The 20,150-nt window shown below is 53.0% G+C and carries 17 protein-coding genes; all 17 read right to left on the reverse strand.

The features are described 5' to 3' along the window. Positions 1 to 52: 52 nt before the first annotated feature. The gene (locus HPY71_16090; protein NPV55009.1) at positions 53 to 1,102 is read right to left on the reverse strand and encodes a Gfo/Idh/MocA family oxidoreductase; all 1,050 of its coding nucleotides are present in this window, start codon (positions 1,100 to 1,102) and stop codon (positions 53 to 55) included. Between the two features lie 3 nt (positions 1,103 to 1,105). Further along, a complete protein-coding gene (locus HPY71_16095) occupies positions 1,106 to 2,398 on the reverse strand; it encodes a Glu/Leu/Phe/Val dehydrogenase (GenBank protein ID NPV55010.1) in 1,293 nt (430 codons plus the stop codon). Positions 2,399 to 2,612: 214 nt separating this feature from the next. After that, positions 2,613 to 3,059, reverse strand: coding sequence for a hypothetical protein (locus HPY71_16100; protein NPV55011.1), 447 nt, complete (start codon positions 3,057 to 3,059; stop codon positions 2,613 to 2,615). 22 nt (positions 3,060 to 3,081) lie between these two features. Next, complete coding sequence (locus HPY71_16105) at positions 3,082 to 3,576, reverse strand: hypothetical protein (GenBank protein ID NPV55012.1); 495 nt, start codon at positions 3,574 to 3,576, stop codon at positions 3,082 to 3,084. Between the two features lie 109 nt (positions 3,577 to 3,685). Then, positions 3,686 to 5,107 (reverse strand): FAD-binding protein, encoded by a 1,422-nt coding sequence (locus HPY71_16110; protein ID NPV55013.1) that lies wholly within the window; start codon positions 5,105 to 5,107, stop codon positions 3,686 to 3,688. 42 nt (positions 5,108 to 5,149) lie between these two features. Next, entirely contained in the window at positions 5,150 to 7,204 is a 2,055-nt protein-coding gene (locus HPY71_16115; GenBank protein ID NPV55014.1) for a hypothetical protein, read from the reverse strand. Positions 7,205 to 7,242: 38 nt separating this feature from the next. Beyond that, positions 7,243 to 8,340 carry an iron-containing alcohol dehydrogenase family protein gene (locus HPY71_16120; protein NPV55015.1) on the reverse strand — a complete coding sequence of 366 codons (1,098 nt, stop codon included), beginning with the start codon at positions 8,338 to 8,340 and terminating at the stop codon, positions 7,243 to 7,245. Between the two features lie 49 nt (positions 8,341 to 8,389). Beyond that, positions 8,390 to 9,211: a carbohydrate ABC transporter permease gene (locus HPY71_16125; GenBank protein ID NPV55016.1), complete on the reverse strand. Its 822-nt coding sequence runs from the start codon at positions 9,209 to 9,211 to the stop codon at positions 8,390 to 8,392. 73 nt (positions 9,212 to 9,284) lie between these two features. Then, the gene (locus tag HPY71_16130) at positions 9,285 to 10,211 is read right to left on the reverse strand and encodes a sugar ABC transporter permease (GenBank protein ID NPV55017.1); all 927 of its coding nucleotides are present in this window, start codon (positions 10,209 to 10,211) and stop codon (positions 9,285 to 9,287) included. A 174-nt stretch (positions 10,212 to 10,385) separates the two neighbouring features. Then, on the reverse strand, positions 10,386 to 11,660 hold the full coding sequence (locus HPY71_16135) for a sugar ABC transporter substrate-binding protein (GenBank protein NPV55018.1): 1,275 nt from the start codon (positions 11,658 to 11,660) through the stop codon (positions 10,386 to 10,388). A gap of 163 nt (positions 11,661 to 11,823) precedes the next feature. After that, positions 11,824 to 12,783 (reverse strand): dihydrodipicolinate synthase family protein, encoded by a 960-nt coding sequence (locus HPY71_16140; protein NPV55019.1) that lies wholly within the window; start codon positions 12,781 to 12,783, stop codon positions 11,824 to 11,826. Positions 12,784 to 13,029: 246 nt separating this feature from the next. Continuing rightward, positions 13,030 to 13,824 carry an IclR family transcriptional regulator gene (locus HPY71_16145; protein ID NPV55020.1) on the reverse strand — a complete coding sequence of 265 codons (795 nt, stop codon included), beginning with the start codon at positions 13,822 to 13,824 and terminating at the stop codon, positions 13,030 to 13,032. Between the two features lie 315 nt (positions 13,825 to 14,139). After that, positions 14,140 to 15,171, reverse strand: coding sequence for a Gfo/Idh/MocA family oxidoreductase (locus HPY71_16150; GenBank protein ID NPV55021.1), 1,032 nt, complete (start codon positions 15,169 to 15,171; stop codon positions 14,140 to 14,142). A 179-nt stretch (positions 15,172 to 15,350) separates the two neighbouring features. Next, the gene (locus HPY71_16155; GenBank protein NPV55022.1) at positions 15,351 to 16,145 is read right to left on the reverse strand and encodes an aldolase; all 795 of its coding nucleotides are present in this window, start codon (positions 16,143 to 16,145) and stop codon (positions 15,351 to 15,353) included. Positions 16,146 to 16,271: 126 nt separating this feature from the next. Beyond that, positions 16,272 to 17,324 carry a Gfo/Idh/MocA family oxidoreductase gene (locus HPY71_16160; GenBank protein NPV55023.1) on the reverse strand — a complete coding sequence of 351 codons (1,053 nt, stop codon included), beginning with the start codon at positions 17,322 to 17,324 and terminating at the stop codon, positions 16,272 to 16,274. Next, positions 17,321 to 19,099 carry an FAD-binding protein gene (locus tag HPY71_16165; GenBank protein NPV55024.1) on the reverse strand — a complete coding sequence of 593 codons (1,779 nt, stop codon included), beginning with the start codon at positions 19,097 to 19,099 and terminating at the stop codon, positions 17,321 to 17,323. Before HPY71_16165 ends, HPY71_16160 begins: the two co-directional genes overlap by 4 nt. Before the next feature lie 127 nt (positions 19,100 to 19,226). Beyond that, positions 19,227 to 20,072: a carbohydrate ABC transporter permease gene (locus HPY71_16170; protein ID NPV55025.1), complete on the reverse strand. Its 846-nt coding sequence runs from the start codon at positions 20,070 to 20,072 to the stop codon at positions 19,227 to 19,229. Positions 20,073 to 20,150: the final 78 nt, after the last annotated feature.

The following is a 20,150-nucleotide window of genomic DNA, read 5'->3' on the forward strand; positions in this document are numbered from 1 at the left end:
GTAATCTTTGTGATTACGGCAAGATTGATTACGGCAAGATATAGCTATACAGCTAGTTGATTCGTATCTTCCTGCCGGTCCTGGCAGACTCATACGCAGCCTGGACGATCTTGAGGTTTCTCATCCCGCGCTCGCCCGAATTCAGCGGCACGGAATCCTCCGCGATGCTCTTCATAAACTGCTCTATTTGCATCTTGTAAATGTTGACAACGGGTTCGACCTTTATCTCCCTTTCGACCAGGGTCTCTCCGGCCCTGCTCTGAGCCGCTTCATAGCCCTTTTTAGCCGTCTCTAAACGCGCGACCGCCCTCCCTTCCGATGACTGCCCGATCGTCCCCTCGGCGATTATGGAGCCTTTGGTCCCATAAAGCTCGAGCACATTGCGCGAGGCCGCATCGGGTATATTGAAATTGTTATCCACAACCGCGTGCGCCCCGCTCTCGAACTTCAACATCACGAGCGCGCTGTCCTCCACGGGATAGCCGTGGGTGATCGTCCCCGCAAAGCCGCTCACCTCCACGACATTCCCCATGAACATCTCGAGGAGGTCGATGCAGTGGCTGCCCATATCCGCCAGCGACCCGCCACCGCCGAGCTCCGGCACCTGGCGCCATGCACCTAGAATCGGGGGGTACCAGCACGTGAGCTGCGCCCGCCCGAGCACCAGCTGGCCCATCATACCTTGGTCTATCATGTCTTTGATCTCCTTGTGATAGGAATGGAACCTCATCATGAAGCCAAGGGCCAGCTTGACCTTGTTTCGCTCGCACGCCTGGATCATCTGCTCGCACTCGCTCAAGGTCATTGCCATGGGCTTCTCGCAGAGCACGTGCTTACCAGCCTCAGCCGCGGCGGTCACGTGCTTGCAGTGAAGGTGCGTTGGGGTGGCGATGTAAACGGCGTCGACCTCGGGATTCTTGAGGAGATCCTCCTCCTTTGTGTAGTAAGGCACGTCGCCATATTTCCGGGAAACCTCGCGGACCCTCGTCTCATTTACGTCCATCACCGCGACGAGCCTTGCGCCACTGGCCTTTGTGATCCCCTCCGGGATCGTCCTCCGGTCGGCGATCCCGCCCGCCCCGATCACTCCCCACCTTATCATCTCTCAGATCAACCTCCTTCGCTTCATAGCCTGATATACCCTGTCAATTGCTATCTGCACGCTGGCCTCTGCCATACTGATCTTCTGCTCCGAGGCCTGCCGCATAGCCGCATCTAGGCTTTCATCAATCTTCTCGGTGACTGTCCTCAGGACGTCCTCCCTCCGGATCTTGAGGGCGCTTAGCGACCTCGAGTACTCCTCCATGGAGGCCACGACGCCTCCGGCGTTGGCTATGATGTCCGGGATCACGGGTATTCCCTTCTCGACCAGGACATCCATCCCCGCAAGGGTGGTCGGCATATTTGCCCCCTCAACTATGCCCTTCGCGCGGACGGACTTGCTATTCTCTTCATTTAGCACATGCCCCGCCGCGCATGGAAGCAATACATCGACGTCCAGGGCGAGTAGCTCCTTATTGGTAATGGGGGTTGTAAACCCGGCGACGGTGCCGGCCTCCCGCGCGTGTCGCGCCAGGGCCTGGATGTCGAGCCCGCTGGGATCGTAAGCTCCGCCGTAGAGGTCGGCCACTGCTACAACCTTCGCACCCTGCTCCGCAAGGAAGAGCGCGGCGTGCATTCCGACATTCCCAAAGCCCTGGATCGCGACCCGGGCCCCTTTTACCCGCAAACCCAGGATATCCTCGAGCAGGCGTTTCGCCGCGTAGCTCACCCCGTAGCCAGTGCTCTCCTTGCGGCCGGGCAGCCAACCGTGGACTCCCTCGGGCTTGCCCGTGACGGAGGCCGGGTCGAGCGTCTGGTTATAAATGAAGGCCATTTCGGCGGGTCCGGTGCCCATGTCAGGCGCTGGGACATAGATGTGATCCCTGAAAAGCCACTTGAACTGCGCCGCGAATTCCTCGCATATGTCGAGGGACATAGCCTCCTCGAAATCCCTGTTCCTCTCCCTGAGGCCGAAGATGTTATACATCTCCCTAATGTCCGCCCTGATCCCCGTCTTGCCCCCGCCGAACTCGATATCCATTACAGCCGTCTTCAGGGTCATAAGCCGAGACAGCTCCACAGTCTCCCAGATGCTCACATCCGGCGCGATCCTCACGCCGCCCTTGTACGGGCCACGCGCGTCATTATGGAGCGACATGCACCCCCAGACGACAACGACCTTACCCCAGAACTTCACAGGCAACCGGAAGACCGTCACCCTTTGCGGGTTTATAATGTCATTTATGATGCCCCGCCCGAGGCCGAGCCGCTCGCCCGCCCGCCTGACGAACTCGATCGACCTGGTCGTCGGCTCCTTGCTTTCAAGAAGGATCTCCATTCCTGACTCTGCGTTCACGGCGCCTTACCTCTTTTCTTGCACATTCAGCTCCATCTTGAGTTTCAATCGGTTTCGAGTTAACCAGCCTCAATCTGGCGGCAGGTTATGTTGCTTAATTATCTTAACTTACTAAGATGATATTTCAACACAGCTCCGGTTTTTCCTGCTTAAATATCGAAGATTTTTTGGTAAACGCGTCGCCGGTGCCAGTGCCGGCGCCGGTGCCGGGGAATCATTGCGAAGATGAACCGCGGGAATTTGGCTTCTTTACATACATCCGGCACCGCCCGTTCTCCCTGTCGATTATGTCATATTGAACCTCAAATCCATACCGCGATATAATCGGCGGGTATAGCGCCGGACAGTGGTCACAGTAGCAGGCGCACTTCTCGAGGCCCAGATCGTTGAGGTGCCCGACAGAGGGACAGTGGAGCATATCTATCAAGAAGTAGTCATCCCCGCGCTCGACTATGCAATCCGCAGCCTCCTCGGTCAGGGATTTTCCCCAGTATTCCTCCATTCCGGCGAGCCCCTTCTCCGCCACGAGCCTGTCCAGGTTTTGAAGGTATCTATCTGATATAAACTTCCAGAACTTCTCCAGAAGCTCCCTGCCGCCCTTTTCCTGGAGGAATTTGAAGGCCTCGTTGTATGCAGGAATGAAGTCGGTGCAAGAGATCATAGAGCATCTCCCTCTCCCTTCTCTATTTTAAAACCTTGAAACGTTGAATACATCTCGCCGCATCCTGGTCATATTCACACGCGGCCTCGCAGCCTGCCGCCCTGCAGATGGCCTCGTTTACCACGCGCGTGTGCTCACAATAGCGCGGATAGATGCGGTAGCCTGCCGCCCTCATATGGGAAAGCGCGGGGCACCTGTTGATCTTCAGAATCAACTCGTCCCCGGTCCTCGTTATCTCAAAATCCGGCTCCCCGGTCCCGCTTTGCCCCGGGCTCCTTGAGGCCTGCGGCTCGAAAACGCCCCTCAAGTATTCCTCCAGCGCCGGGAGGCCCTTCCTCTTCAACTTTTCAATGAGCGGCTGGTAACAGCTCAGGGCGACCCTCCGCCAGTACTCCTTGAGGGCCTCATACCCGAGCTCTCTTTCCATGAATTCGAAGGCAAGGCTCAGGCCGCCGTAGAAATCCTTGTGGAGATATTCGAGATTCTTGGACTCAAGTTTCAATTGTTGGACCGGCAATGTATCCACCCCCTGAATCAAATCAATAATACTTTTACAGCTCCCTGACTTCAGCCGCGAAAGCTACGCTATTAATCCCTGTAACATTGCAATTGCAACATATTTCATTTCACTTAGGCTCATTATCATCTACTATCTTCGCCGGGTTCAATATCAAATTGGGATCAAATGCCCGTTTTATCCTACGTATGAGCTCAATCTGTGCATCATCCAACACCATAGATAGATGTTTCTTCCGTTTAGACCCTATCCCGTGCTCCCCGCTTATAGTTCCTCCAAACTCCTTCGCAAAGCTATAGAGCTCCCTAAGAGCTTGGGGAAGCATCCCCTCCCACCGGGCATCTGACATCTCATCCTTGAGGAAGGTAGCATGGATATTCCCATCTCCTGCATGACCAAAAGAGATGATCCTCACATTGAATTTGGAGGATATCTCAGCTATCGCCCTCATCATCTTCGGTATTTCGCTTATCGGCACTACTACATCTTCCATGCAAAAACCAGAGCTCAGCGCCTTCACCGCTTCAGCTATCGCCTTTCTCGCTCTCCACACCTTCTCTTGAGTATTTTTGTTGTCAGCGACAAACACCTCAAGGGCTCCATTCTCCTGACACAGCTTCCCTATAGCCTCATATTCACTCTCCAGGTCTTCCTTGTTATTCCCATCTACCTCTATTATCAGGTGGGCTTCAGCATGATCATAAGGCAGCTTGGTCCCTAAATACTCCTCAGCAAGCATTAGAGATGCCTTATCCATAAACTCTATGGATGTCGGGATGACGCGCCTGCTGGTCATTATCTTCGGCACCATGGCTATGGCCGCATCCATAGAGTTAAATGGCACAAGCAGGTCCATCTTGTACTTCGGAAGGGGGATAAGCTTGAGAATTATCTTGGTAATGATCCCCAGAGTGCCTTCGGAACCTACCAGGAGGTGTATAAAATCATACCCGGTAACATCCTTTACCCTCTTACCCCCGAAGAAGGTTATCTCTCCGGTGGGGAGCACAACCTCAAGGCCATAGATGTATCTACCGGTGGTCCCATACTTTATGGCTTTATTGCCCCCGGCATTCTCAGCAACGTTCCCGCCTATAAATGAGCTCTCACTGCTGCAAGGGTCTCCCGCATAGAGGAACCCCTTGTTTGCAGCGACCCGCTGCACCTCGTTGGTTATAACCGCGGGTTCAACAGTCATCATGAGGTTTTCCTCATCTATTTCGAGTATCCTATTCATCCGCTCCAGGGATAAAACTATCCCCCCACATACAGGTATAGCACCACCTGAGAGTCCTGTCCCGGCACCGCGAGGGGTTACGGGGATGTGGTATTCATTCGCAAGCCTCATTATCTGGGATATCTCTTCTGCATCCTTCGGTTTTACCACTACTTCGGGGAGTCTACCGGGCTTTGGTATGCTCTCATCGCAGGCATATACCTTGAGCTTCTCCTCATCGAGTACGATGAAATGCTCCCCCACTATAGCTTTGAGTTTATCTATAACCTGAGGGGTCACAGGATTGTATTTCATTGGTCCCACTGCTCCTTAGCTATCTCTCATATGCTTCTCTCACTACTTATAGCTACCCTTGAGCTTTTCTATCAGAAGGGGAACGATGTCGAAGAGGTTGCCCACTATCCCGAAGTCTGCAACCTTAAATATCGGGGCGTCGGGGTCCTTGTTTATAGCAACAACAAGCTCGGAGGTCTGCATCCCGGCTATATGCTGGACGCTCCCTGATACTCCGATAGCCATATAGAGCTTCGGGGATACCGTCTTGCCGCTCAGGCCAACCTGGTGAGAATACGATATCCAACCCTGGTCTACGACGGCCCTTGATGCGCCTACCCCTGCTTTTGCTCCTGTTCCCTCCCTGAACAAGCTCGAAAGCTCATATATGAGCCGGAAGTTCTCCCCTCTTGTGATGCCTCTCCCCCCGGAGATGACGATATCCGCATCCTGGATGTTAACCTCATCTAGAGCATCCTTTATCAGCTCTACGAACCTAACCCTGGAGTCAAGCATCGCCTTTAATATACTTTGGGCCTTCTGAGGGCTTTTATCATCTAATCCTTCGCCGGTTATGCCGATATGGATGATCTCCCCGCCTCTTGTAGTATCCCGCGACGCAGGTCCGACAGTCCTCGGCCTGAAGGTCGCCATCTGGGGCCTTGCCTCGGGGGTCTTTATAGTGGCCATGACGTTTCCACCTATGGCGGGTCGCGTCTGGAGCAGAAGCCCGCTTTCCCGATCTATATCCAACTCGGTGCAATCAGCCGTAAGGCCTGTCCTGAGCCTTGCTGCCAGAGCCGGCATCAGGGTCCTTCCCATGCTCGTTGCCCCTGCTATCAGAATCTCAGGCATATAGGTTCTTGTGAGAAACTCGAGGATATTGAGATACGGCTCAACGAGAAAGTGTTCAAGCCCGGGATGATCTACAATGAAGAGTCTATCCGCGCCTCTATATATAACCTCTTCGGCGTCATCTATGTTATATCCGATTAAGACGCAGCCGAGGTATGCATGGAGTTTGTCAGCGAGGTCTCTCCCCTTGTTAAGGAGCTCAAATGTGACCTCATGAATAGCGCCATCGCGTGCCTCGCCGAGAACCCAAAGTCCTTTATCCTGGGAAGTTACAGATTTTGAGGCATCCAGACTCTGAAAGGGAAAATGAGCAATTGTATGACTCGGGGCCTCAGGTATCTCCCTGTCAGTTGCAAGATCCGATCTTAAAGTTGTCTTTCCATTCTCCCGGAAGATAGCCCTATCCTCAAGAAATTCTAATAAAGACTTTATGCATTCCTCGGGGCTGTGCTCAGAGGTCTTCAGAATCCGGCCGTTCCTTGTTATCTTAGGGTAGAACACCTTCACAACCCTGGTGGGCGACCCTGCAAGCCCTGTCATAGTTTCATGAACGCCGATATCCTGTGGAGACCATACAGGTACCTGCACGCTCTTTGCCCGTATCTTCCCCGACAGGGTGGGCATCCTCGGATCGTTTATCTCTTTCACCACGGTAAGGAGGATAGGGAGGGTAGCCTCTACTATCTCGTAGCCGCTCTCTACGATCCTCCTCAGACGAATCAGATATTTATTCTGTTTTGGCATCGAGCTTACAGTGGTCTCTGTATCAACTGATCCCTCGCCAACTCCGGGCGCAATAGATTCCAGGGGAGAAACAGACTCTATCCTCGAGACATAGGTGACGAATGGAAGACCAAGCATCACAGCCACCTCAGGGCCAACCTGTCCGGTCTCTCCATCTGTCGCCCGCTCTCCGGCAAGGATTATATCAGGGCAGCCGATCTTCTTTATCGCCGAGGCCAGTGCATAGGATGTGGCTAAGGTATCAGAGCCTCCAAACTTTCTATCGCTCAGTAGTATTCCATCATCCGCCCCCATAGCTACGGCCTCTCGTATAGCCTCTATTGCCCGGGGAGGGCCCATGCTCAGGACGGTGACCTTACCTCCAAACCTCTCACGCAGGAGGAGGGCTTCCTCGAGGGCATGGAGGTCGAGGGGGTTTATGATGGCACCTACCCCCTCCCTGATCATCGTCCCTGTAGCCTCGTCCATCTTCACTTCGTTGGTGTCAGGCACTTGCTTTATGAGAACGAGAAAATTCAAAGCGCAATCCTCCTCAGGCGGCATAAACGCTAATAAAATTAGTCCAGTAATTTCTTGCCCATATCATCCACAGTCAAAATTGCCTTGCGTATATTAGCTACATTTCCATCAAACGGCGCACTTTTCACCGCGGGATCTTGGGCTACTAACTCAGCGAGATGAGATATCTCAGCCTCAGAGATACCACATAAGCCAAGCTGACCAAGAGTTACAGGGAGTCCGAGCTCCTTCTTAAGAAATATAAGGTAATCATTAACCTCTGTAAGCGAACGCCCTTCGAGTACCTGCTGGACGGCAAGGCCAAAAGCCACCTTTTCCCCGTGAAGGCTCGCACTCGATGCCTTAAAATGGCTCATACAATTATAAATAGAGTGACCAACTGCTAACCGGCAAGCGTCGCCGGCAAGTCCACTAATAAGTCCAGTTAACATAATTACCGCATCAATGATACGTTCAAGGGTCTCCGTTACTTCACCGCGCCCTGCGTCTTCTAGTGCCTGCCTGCCAAGCTCACGAAACATCCTGTTACATAGATCCGTAAGAGCCAGAGCGCTCCTAATCGATGCGCTGTCCTCACCGGTGATCTTGACATTAAGCGGCACCTCATACCATTTAGCGAGGGCATCCCCTATACCTGCAGCAAGATACCTAACAGGGGCATCACATAATATCCGCGAGTCTACTATTGCGACGACAGGACTACGCCTCAGGCTGATGCTTCCCTCAAAAATTCCCTCGTCAGAGTAGCTTACGGAAACTGACGACCAGGCCGCGCATGTTGCCGCTATAGTCGGCACAGTGATTACGGGTCTCCAAGTTACATCACCGACGGCCTTGACGCAATCAAGGGCCCGTCCGCCACCAACGCCAACCACCAAATCATACCTTCCAGCCTCGACCTTGTCGGCGTATCGCTTGATCATGTTTTGCGAACAATAACCTGAAAACTCTTCAACATCAAAGCTCACCTTTGCTACTTCGAAGGAAGCCTGCATTTTAGCTAGGGCGGCTCCGAGAGCTCTCCTACCCCCTATCACCAGGGCGCGTGAACCATATCGAGCCACGTAATCCCCTATTCTTTCTATCGCCCCGACCCCACGTGCGAATTCATTAGGCGCAACCTTGGCATTAAACACTTCAATACACCTCCTGCATGATTCTGAGCTAAACTTATTCTCCATCCACCTACTCTTTAATTGCGCCCATGACTAACCCTGCGGCTACCCTCCTTTGAGCTACCAAATATACCAGCATGGGGGGTACCACGCTGAGCAAAGTGGCTGCCATCACTAGATTCCATTGTATCGTCGTTTCGCCAAGTAAGCGGTATATTCCAACGGTAACGGGCATCTTCGATGTATCGGTAATCAGGATCAGTGGTATGATAAATTGCGCCCACCCCAGGATGAAGGTGGTCATAAACGCAGATACAAGCCCCGGCACAGCGAGCGGCAATAAGATCCTAATAATCGCCTGCAATCTAGTGCAGCCATCGACCATAGCAGCTTCATCGAGACTGCTTGAGATGGTGTCAAAGTACCCCTTCAAAAGCAATATCGGAAAGGGTAGCCCTGTTGCCGCCGCAGTAACAAATACCGCAGCATATGTGTTGATCGCGTTTAATTTCGCGGCCATGACGAAGACGGGTACTAGCAATATGATAAGAGGTATCATCTGAGTTACCATAACGCCAAATAGAAAAACCTGGCGCCCGGAAAACTTAAACCTCGACAAGGCATACGCCGCTGGGGTGGCTACAGCCAAGATAATACAACTGACACCGATACTGTATATAAACGAATTAGTTAATTGTCTGCCTAGAGGTATCACCTTCCACATATCAACAAAATTCTTCCAATGAAAATAGACCGGAATCATAAGTTGTGCCCCTAGTTTGCTCTCCGGGGTAAGCGCCGCAATCACAGCTGAGTAGACGGGAAGTAAGAGGTATATTACGAATGCAATCGCCCCTATGTGAATAAGAATCCTACCCACTCTAGTCTTCATACGCGTCACTGTTTTCACCCCCGTGGCACTCTTGCACCGGACAACGCCCCCCGCCCTTTTCTCAATCCCGCGATCATGATGCTTCCCTCCGCTCGAGCTTAAAGTAGGCGTAATTAACTATAAGCAAAATGATAAGGCCGATTACCGCCATAGCGCTTGCTGTTCCCAAATCATTGCTTAAGAACGCCTTCTTATAGATGGCTATGGACAAGACTGAGGTTACATTTAATGGGCCCCCACCAGTCAATGCGTAAATCATGTCGAAGATAATCACTGTCCACGTAACCATTATCAAGGTAACAGCTGAAAGTATAGGCCTAATACTTGGAATAGTAACAAATAAAAGCTTCTGCAGGGGACCCGCCCCATCAAGTTCGGCGGCTTCAAATAGCTCTTGTGGCACGGATTGCAAGGCCCCCAAAATAGCTACAGTGGCAAATGGGGTGCCCCTCCAGATTCTCATCATGATGACAGAAAGCATTGCATTTGAAGGGGATAAAAAATCTATAGGGGTACTGAGTAACCTCAACCGGAGCAGAAGTCCATTGGCTATCCCGTACCAAGGGTGTAAGAACCACCCCCATATGACGCCCACAAGATTCTCGGGAATCAACCACGGGACGAGCACGAGCGCCCTGAGCAAGCCTCGTAATTTCAGATCTTGATTCAGGAGCAAGGCACCTATTAGGCTAAGTATGATTATCCCCGGGACGCACACAATCACTAGAATTCCAGTCCGCGCCAAGGTAGAGCCAAATTCCGGCGTCAAAAGACCTAAATAATTATCAAACCCAACATAGCTCACGAATCCGAGCAATGTCGCCTTGCTAAACGAAAAGCGTATAGCTTCGGTTAAGGGATATAAATAGATGAGGCAAAAAAGAAATCCTGCCGGCAAAATGTAAAAGTATGGTGAAAGCTGCCTCAACCATGTAGAGTTTTTCAGTCCCCTGATATCCTCGCCCACAGGTTTTGTATACACGCTTTTTACCACCTCCACGTCTACCTAACCCCTAGAGAAGTGAGACGATGTTCCCGAATAAACCAAAAAGAAATATAGTTTAAAGCCATCACCGGCGTTAGGGAAAGGGAAACTCCGATCCTCCCTTCCCTAACGCCAGTATCCTATACAGCCCTGCCACTGTTTAATTCCCTTATGGTAACCCTGCACCCATTACTTTTTTAATTTCCTGGCTAACCTGGCTGCGTTTGATAATGCCTCTTGAGGGGTTAGCACCCCGGCGATGGCCCTTTGAATGTTTTCATTCAGCCCGCCCTCACCATCTCTGATGGCAGTTAGGTCGGGAGTCTTAGGATAAGAAAAGCCCTTCTGGACCTGCTGAATGAACGGCTGCCAATACCACTTCTTAAACTCCGGCATCGAATATTCCCCGGTCTGGGCAGGAACGGTGCCATACGCGACGTCATGTTTATACTGCCACTCGGGGCGTACTAAGAAACTCAGAAGCTTCCAGGCTTCCTTCGGGTGCTTTGTATGCGCGGAAACCACCCAGCAGTCGTTTCCGAGAATACTATAGTTGCCCTTTTTCCCTTTGGGTAACGTGGAAATTCCTATTGGGCTCTTTTCCTTGTTCGAAAAGTCAAAGGTCTGCTCCAAAATGGGGAGAAACCAGGGTCCGTCATTATACACCATTGCAATTTTGCCATCTCTGAAGAGCGGACGCAGGTCACCACGGTTGTATTGTATAACATTTGGCTGGGTTGCCTTGGATTTATTCAAGTCAACAAGGTACTGTAACGCCTCCACGCCATCGGGTCCGTCAAATAGCGGATCACCTTCATCATCCAACATTCCGCGTCCGCTGTTTGAGTGGTAGATAACGGCCCACTGATCGTAAATGAACGGGTCCGCCTTTCCGGACATCCCGAGTCCCCAAACCTTTGTATTCCGGGAAATCTTTATGGCGTAATCTTTGAGTTCATCCCATGTCTGTGGGGGAACGTCTGGGGCAAACCCCGCCTTTGCGAATACATCTTTATGCCAGTATAAAGCTAAGGCGGCTACAGCAGTGGGTACACCATAAATGTGACCTTTCCATGAGGCCGCCTTCCATAATGCTTCGGGTATACGAGCCTTAAGATCCTGATCCAGCAAGTCGTCCAAAGGTTCCACAAGCTTTTGATCAGCGTACTGAGGTATACCCGGGTACCAGGCCATATATACATCGGGGTCGGTCTTGGTGGCCCACATTACTGCCAGTCGGGAGAAATACTCTACCCATCCAAGGTCTACTATCTCAACCTTGATGTTAGGGTTCTCCTTCATAAAGGCAGCAATCGCTGGTTCAAGGAAAGCCCTTGCCGTACTCGGTGTTCCGGGCCGCATTACTTTAAGCGTTATCTCTCCAGATGCAAATGCATTAGCGGCGCCCACTATGAGGGTTGCAATCACCAGAAGTACCAGAGACGAAACTATTCTTTTCCTCATTGTCCAGTCTCCTTTCTTCATGACGTTACTTATACATCAGCAACGTCAAGATTTTATGTGAGTTTGTTCTGGGTGGCGTATTCTCTTTTTTAGACCCTATGCCTGCCTTTCTTGCCCAAACTAGAGAATACGCCGCCTACAGTTTAAGTTCTTTCTACACGAGCTATTTTATGGCTGCCGCCCGTGCACGCACTTCCTCCACTAGATGCTCAAACCTTCTTTTATATTCCTCTGTCACAGGCGTCGCTGGCATACGACATAGCGTCGTTACCGGGAGGCCCGCCATCTGAAGTCCACGCTTTATCAGCTGTAACAGCCACGCCGTGCCACCGACCGCCCCAACTTCCCAGAAGAAATCAAACAGAGGAGACATAGCGATATGTAGCTGCTTCGCACGTTCCCAATCTTTGGCCTTGATGGCATCCCACATCGCAAATTCCACTTCCGGCAGGTAAGGAGCGGAGTTAGAAATAAACCCAGGTGTACCGACCATCGAGGCATATGGCTCAAAGTACTCGCCGTTGCCGTTGATCACCGCTATACGATCCCCAAAGCGCCGAACACAGCGGTCGAATTTTATAATGTCAATGGTACACTCCTTCAATGCGACGACGTTCTCCAGCTTTGCCAATCTTTCAATCATCGGGATCGGAAGATCCACCTGGGTCACGAATGGGTTGTTGTAGATCATGATCCCTATATTAATTGCCTCTGATATCTTCGAGTAATGCTGTATTACTTCATCATCTGTGGGTCTCCAGTAATAGGGTGGAATTACCATAACGCCATCACATCCCACTTGCTGCGCCCACTTTGCGAGTTCTACGCTCACCGAAGTGCTGCTGTGGTTGCATCCCGCGAATAGTGTCGCGCGCCCCTGGGCTTCCTCGGCCGCGACTTTTACGATTTGTTGCCGCTCAGATTCCGTAAGGACATTACATTCCCCGACGCTTCCTGTTACTATGATGGTGGCGTTTCCCCTCACGAACCCCTTCTCAACCATGAAGCGTATCTGGGCCCTGACTCCATCCAAATCCACGGAGTAATCCTCTTTGAATGGGGTAGTCATGACTACCTGTGGCCCTACAATCAAAGTCCTGAGTCGCTCCAACCTGCTATCCATCGATGTTTAAATCTCCTTTCATAAGATAAATCTGCATACATGGTGGTAGTTGTAACCTGCAGTGGCTGTGCTGGTCTTTAGCTCCTATATCACCCAATAACTGTAAATTGTCAATCTGTTCCGCTTTGCGGAACAATTATTCCGATTATAAAGCAAAGCACCTCATTTGCTAATAATGGTGAAATTGGTGCTAAGTAACATTAATAAATTACATGTAACATATAATATGGATAACTATTCAACATACTACACTATGTTGGCCTTCACTCGAAGCTCAGATCCCTTGTAACCTATACTTTTCGAAAAATTACTTGCGATCTCCGTTACTACCTCAATCAATTCCGACATTCGTAGATAAAGATCCTGATAATTTCCTGAAATACCCAACCCCCCGATAACCTCGTTTCTTACATCAAACACGGGAGCCGAAATGCACATGACCCCTTCATTACCTTCGCAACAATTCAGCGCATAACCTTGCTTTCGTACAATCTCTAAATGTTTCCTGAACTCATTAGGATCGGTGATTGTTGCGTCAGTATATTTCCGAAACTCAAGCCGTCGAATAATCGATTCCATCAAGTCCGGTTCCATCCACGCCAAGAGCACCTTTCCTATCGCCGTACAATGAAGAGGTACACGCGTCCCATCACGAACTGCAACTCGAACTGGGCGATTACACTCCACGTTGTGAAGCTGGATGGCAACCTTCTCTACCATATCAAGAACTCCGAAATGGGACGTCTCTCCAGTAAGACGCATGAGCTCTTCAAGGTATACAGTAACCCTCTGTTTCAGATAGTCGGCCCTGAGACACCTCATGCCAATTTGAAATGCTACGGCACCAATATAGTACTTATGGGTTTCTGGGTTCTGTTCGAGGAAACCTCTTGAAGCCAGGCTTGATATGAGACGATGCGCTGCAGCCTTGCTGATACCCGTCCGCCGGCAAAGTTCCGCGAGGCTTAACTCCGTATCATCGCTGTTGAAACATTCGATTATCTGTAACGCCTTTATTACTGATTTATTGATTTCAGACATGCCACCGATACCTCGTAAATACTCCCGGGGGGAAGCATATGGTTTCCACGCGGTTTCGTTTATTCCATTATTTATTCAATCAACCACCTACCTATCATATTGGTCCGCTTATCGGAATATCTAGTCCATATTTTATATATTCGACACGCCATTCTTATTTCCTTCTAAAAAAATATGGACTGGGATAAAAAACCCGGTCCAATATCCTACGGGTAATTCGTATATATGTCTAAAGATATTCTCCAGGCGGCATACAAGATCTGCAAATCGCATAGCGTCTGAAGCAATCATCCCTCAAAACGCCAGCTATTTCCCTCACATAGCAACCCCTATCTTCTTCCATAAGGAACTCCGAGGTGGGTGGTCGTGTTGAAACGCCTTCGCCGCCAGGGCTACTGCCAGCGTCTCCCTGGCTTCCTCTATGCTAGTGGGCAAGGCCCCGCCCCCCTCGATCGCATCGAGGAAATCATGAGCCTGGGCGATGAAGGGGTCATCCCTGGTGATGCGGTAGCGCCCCATTTCCTCCCACTTGTTTGCGTCGCTGTTGCAGAAGGATATCTTGTGCATCTCTCCATCAACCGTGTACCTGAGGTTCCCCTTGTTCCCGATCAGCTCGATTTCAACTATGTTGGGCTGCTGGAACTGGTTGGTGAAAAGCTCAACCAGCGCCCCTCCCTCCCGGAAGCGCAGAAGGATGATCGAGCTGTCCTCGACCTCGACGCCTTCGAACTCCAGGCGGTCGTAAAATGCCACTGTATCATCGACCTCGCCGAAGAACCATTGGGCGAGGTTTATGGAGTGGCTCGCGGCATCCAGGATGCACCCGCCACCCATATCCGCCCGGGCATAATAGATCCGCTGGTAGTCGGGCCGGTACTTTCTATAGTCCTGGGAGAAGTTGAAGCGCCCCATCCGGAGCCTCCCGGTTATGCCGCTGCCGGCAAGCTCCTTGAGGCGTTTGAAGGAATGGGTGCTGCGGCGGACATAAGCCACCCCGCAGGGGATGCCTCGAGCCAGCTCTATTAGGCGGTCCACCCCTTCCATATTTACCGAGAGGGGTTTCTCTATGAGAAACGGAATCCTGTGCTCCGCGCAGCGCAGCGCCATTGGTATATGCATGTTGGCCGGCGTGGCTATAAGGATTCCATCAAAGCCTGTCGGATCGACCTCGTTGAAGTCACTAAAGGTCGCTTTTACCGGATAGCTCTCCTTGAGTTTAGCAAGCCTCTCCGGATTCGCATCGCACACCGAAACCTCGGCCCGTCCCGTGGCCAGGAAGCACCGCACATGCCTCTCCCCGATACCCCCACCACCAACCACCAGAATGCTCTTCCTCTTCATATTCATATTCCGACACACCCTTCATACATCCCAGCATACATTTCAGCACGCCCTCCCTGCATCTTCCAATGCGCCCCATACCCCATATATACATCTCGCCATTCGCATTCGAACTCGCATTCGAACTCGGCACTCGTCCCCATCGCGAAAAGATAGAGGCCTATCGAGTGGGTTTACCAGGCTCCCTAGGATGGCAACTGTGCAAAGGAAAATCCCAGCTTCTCGTAGCCCTCGCGCAGCTTCAAAAAGGCATCACGCAGGTAGATTATGTCCGCGCCGTTGGAGATGAAGAGATACCCCATATCCAGGAGCTTCCTGGTCCACTCCGGCGACACCCCGGGCGCGCCTGCGAACTTCCCGTGCTTCCTCGCCACCTCCCCGACCTTCTTGAGCACGTCCCATATCTCGGGGCGATCTATCTCCCCGGGGAATCCCAAGCCCTGGCTCAGATCGGCAATCCCAACAAAGAGGATATCCAGGCCCGGCATCTGGGCTATATCCTCCAGGTAGGGTAATATCTCAGGATCTTCGACCTGGAAGGCCAGGAAGGTTTCTTCGTTTGAAAACTTGAGGTAATCCTTGAAATTCATAAGCCCCCAGTCAGCGTCCGCGTTGACCCCGTCGATCCCCCTGCGGCCAGTGGGGAAAAACCTCGTGGCGCGGACCCAGGCCTTCGCCTCCTCCACTGAGAGCACATGGGGCACCATAATCCCCTTGACGCCCATCTCCATAGGCCTGATAGCCGATGAATAACCCGCCTTCCCGATGCGGACCATCGTATCCATCCCCGTCAACCGCGCGGCCCTCACCATGCCGGCGAGAGTCTCGTCGTTGGTCCAAAGGTGTTCCTGACATATCCAGAGGCAATCAAACCCGATCAGGCCAACCATCTCCACAATAGCGGGCTCGTTGAAATTCGTTTTGGTGCAGAGCACCGGCTTACCGTCCCTCAATTTGGCTAGAACCCTGCTCTTCTGCATTTGCGTCTATATTCCTCCTGCTCCCACACTATATAGGCACTGCATAAAGGCTCAATCGTGGCGATAATGGTAATTATAAATGCTAACTATGCATCCATGCCGCCAATCAGCTGATCAGTTAATCCGCTAATCCGCCAGCGGCAACGTAATGCGCCTGCCGCCCTGCCTCTCCGAGCGATAAAATCCCTCGATCATCTCGAGCGCGGCCAAGCCATCCTCACCCGTAGAGATGCTGTCCCGGCCCTCCTCGATGCAGGCTATGATCTCCCTTACCGCGTCCACAAACCAATTATTATCCTCGGGCTTCTTAATCGTCTCATCTAGGTAGAGTTCTCTATACCCCTCAAATCGACTGCTGGGGCGGCTCCGCCATACGGAGAAATCAGGGAGGGTGAGCCGCCCCCAAGTCCCCTGAAACTCCAGCTCAAACCTGACATAGTCAGTCCGCTGGTTTACGAATCCCACAGCTGTGACGCCATTCTTGAAAGCCACATAGTTGACGCATGTATCCTCCATCGCCTGTTTCCTCACCCACTGGACATGGGCCTGGACCCAGGCGACCTCCCCGGCGAAGAATCGAAACATGTCATAGAGGTGGGTCCCATCATGGAGCATCGGCCCCTCAGTCTCAAAAACAGAATCAGGGATGAGGCCGCGCTGTGGCATGGACCCCTGGCAGTAACCTGTGATATGTAGCAGATCGCCGATCAGGCCATCGTTGATCAGCCGCCTTGCCTCATGATAGACGCTTCCCCATCGCCTGCTGTGGTTGATGATGAGCCTCGTCCCGCGACGCCTGCAGGCGTCGACGATCACCCGTGCATCCTCAAGAGTAGTGGCGATAGGCTTTTCGCAGAAGATGGCCTTGACCTGGTTTTCGCAGGCAGCAAGCACCATGTCCCTGTGTAGGGTGGGGTGGACGCAGATACTGACGATATCTGGTCTCTCTCTGATCAGCATCTCCCGGAAATCAGTGTACTGAGCCCGCACACCCCACCGGGCCGTGAAACGGTCGAGATTCTCCTGAGAGCGGCCGCAAACCGCCACCATCTGGGTTTTAGGGCACGCGGCGTATGCTCCTGCATGGGTACAGGGGTGAGGCCGATAGGCGTCATCCTCCAAGGTGCTGGCGATCCGCCCCGTGCCGATTATCGCGACCCGGTATACCCGGTTACTCATATCCGCACCTCCAGACGCGTCCCAAACTCCGTGTCATTTCTCGTAGGGTAATCGCTTCGAAAGTGGCCACCCCTACTCTCCCTGCGCAACAGGGCAGCTTCCAAAATGACCTTGTCGACCAGCAGCGCGTTCAATAAATCCAGCAAAGCCGGATCACCGGCACTGGTACCGGCACCGGCGTCTTCGACCGGCCCTTCGGGGGCGAGGCCGTATTCGCGCTTCAGCGCCTCGATCCTCTCAAGCCCTCGCCGGAGGCCCTCTTCGTCCCGGATCACGTTTGCGCTCAGCGACATCATCTGCCTCAGCTCCTCTACAAGCCCGGAGGCCACCGCACCAGCCGGCAATGCCGCATCGCCAGAGCCGGACCGACCTGGAGTACCCGCCGGTGCGGCCGGCCCAGCGCTGTCAGTTTGCGTGGTGCGGGAAGCGCCAACCCTGCGTTTAGCCTTAGCAATCTTAGCCACCTTGGCGCGCTGCGCCGCAAACGAGCCCGCCCGCGCCCCGAACACCATCGTGGATGCCATCATGTTCCCGCCGAGGCGATCAGCCCCGTGAGGCCCGGCAGCCACCTCCCCGCAGGCGAAGAGCCCCGGGACCGTCGTTTGGCATTGCTCATCTATCACTACCCCGCCGTTGAAGGCCTGGACAAAGGGGGCTATCTCAACCCGGTCCTCATAGAGGTCAGCACCCAACCTCTTCATCCACCGCAACCATCCCCCAAGGGGGCCGGATTCCAGCTCGCTCCTGGGAACATGGCTAAAATCCACGATGATCCCGCCGCGCTCGGTGCCGCGGCCGGCGAGGATCTCCGAGAAGATCGCCCTGTCGATGGCCGACGACGGGTCGGTCACGGTATACGGCGCGTGGGTCTTGCGAAGATAACAGTATTCCAGGTAGGTCTCCCGCGGTAAATAACGCTCTATGAACTCCTCTCCCTCGCCGTTTACGAGCCGGGGCTGGTATTCGAAAAACTGCTCCGTGAACAGGGCCGACCAAACCGGGGCGACCATCCCGAAGGACATCTGGATGAATTCCATATTCGTAAGGGTGGCTCCGGCCCGGAGGGCGAGCGCATATCCATCGCCCGCGACATCCCGGGTCGTGAGGTTATATTTGAATAGCCCCCCTCCACCCCCCGTCGCGAGTATGACGGCGGGGGCGTAAACCGTTATAGGCTGCGCCACGGACTGCATTGCAGGCCGCTTTACGGGCTGGCCGCCGCCCGGGTCGCCACCCATCACACCCATCACCCCACGGACCCCGGCGCATTCACCCTCCTCGAGGATAATGGAGGTGGCGCGGCAGCCTTCGATGACCGTAACGCCCCGGCGCCGGACCTCGTCGCCCAGGACCTTCTTGATATTCGACATGTCATATGCCATGACCGAACGCGGCTTCCGGTTGAAGCAGTGGCAACCCTCCACCGGCCTGATCAGGATGCCCATCTCCTCCAGCTCCTTCAGCCGGACCGGGGCCTCCGTCGCAAGAATACGCGCGAGCCCTGGGTCGCACATGCCCTGCGCCGCGGCGATAATATCCTCATAGTGTGCCTCGATCGAATCGCTCGGGTCCGCGAGCCCTGTCGCAGCCGAAACCCCCCACCCGGGCGTCAGGGGATAAAACGTCGATCCCGTCTGGCAGAGCCGGCCTTTCGTCAACATCATAACCCTGGCCCCGCCATCGCTGGCCGCGATCGCCGCCCTGATGCCCGCCGCCCCGCTCCCGATAACGATGACGTCGGCCTCATATACATCACCGGTTACAGATATACCCATACCTGCGACACCCCTGTCTGCATAAGGGCCCGGTCCTACATAAGAGCCTGGCCCTGCATAAAAGCTTGAACTGCACGAGAGCTTGAAATATATGATAACTTAGACTGCTGGTTCTCAGACCACTGGCTCAGCCCTTGACGGCCCCTTCTATAAGGCCCTGTAATATCCACTTCTGGAATAGCAACGCCACGATGATAACCGGGATCGTGGCCACAACCGCCGCCGCCATCAACTGGGCAAAGGCCACCTTGTAAACCCCGACGAACAAGCTTATCCACACCGGGTAGGGGACGGACTTGGTCTCCGTCAGGACCAGGCCGATCAAGAATTCATTCCATGAGCTTATGAAGGCGAAGATCCCCGTGGCGGCCAACCCTGGCAGTGAAAGCGGCAGGATTATTTTGTAAAGGGCCTGCAGCCTCGTGCACCCATCGACCATTGCCGCCTCCTCTAGACTCGCAGGGATGGTATCGAAGAATCCCTTCATTACCCAGACCGAATAGGGCATTATGTAGGCCACATATGTCAGAATTAGGATCAGCTTTGTGTCGTAGAGGCCGGCCTTGATGGTAAACAGGTAATACGGGATCAAAATGCCCATTGTAGGTACCATCGAGCTGAAAAGCATGGTAAAAAGGATCGTGTTCTTCCCCTTCACACGCAAACGCGACAGCGCGTACGCCGCCAGGACTGCCAGCACCACGACGATGGCCGTCGTCGGCAGGGCTATTGCCAGGCTGTTAGCAAAGGACTGGTACCCCCCCTGGACCTCCGTAAAGATGGAAATATAATTATGGAAGGTCGGATGCTGGGGCAAAACGTGAAAGTTGGGATAGTTATTTGAATATATCTCGCGTTCGCGCATGAGCGACGTTACGAACATCCAGAAGAAAGGGATCAAGAGCAGCCCCATGGATATGACGACTGCAACATAGGTCAAAGCCTGCAAAACGGTCTTCCTGCGAATTTTCACTCTGAACCACCCCTATCCGACCAGGTTCTATCCGGCCCGGTTATCCGGGTCATCCGAGTTATCCGGGTTATCTTGCTC

The sequence above is a fragment of the Bacillota bacterium genome (assembly GCA_013178125.1).
Taxonomy (GTDB): domain Bacteria; phylum Bacillota; class SHA-98; order Ch115; family JABLXJ01; genus JABLXL01.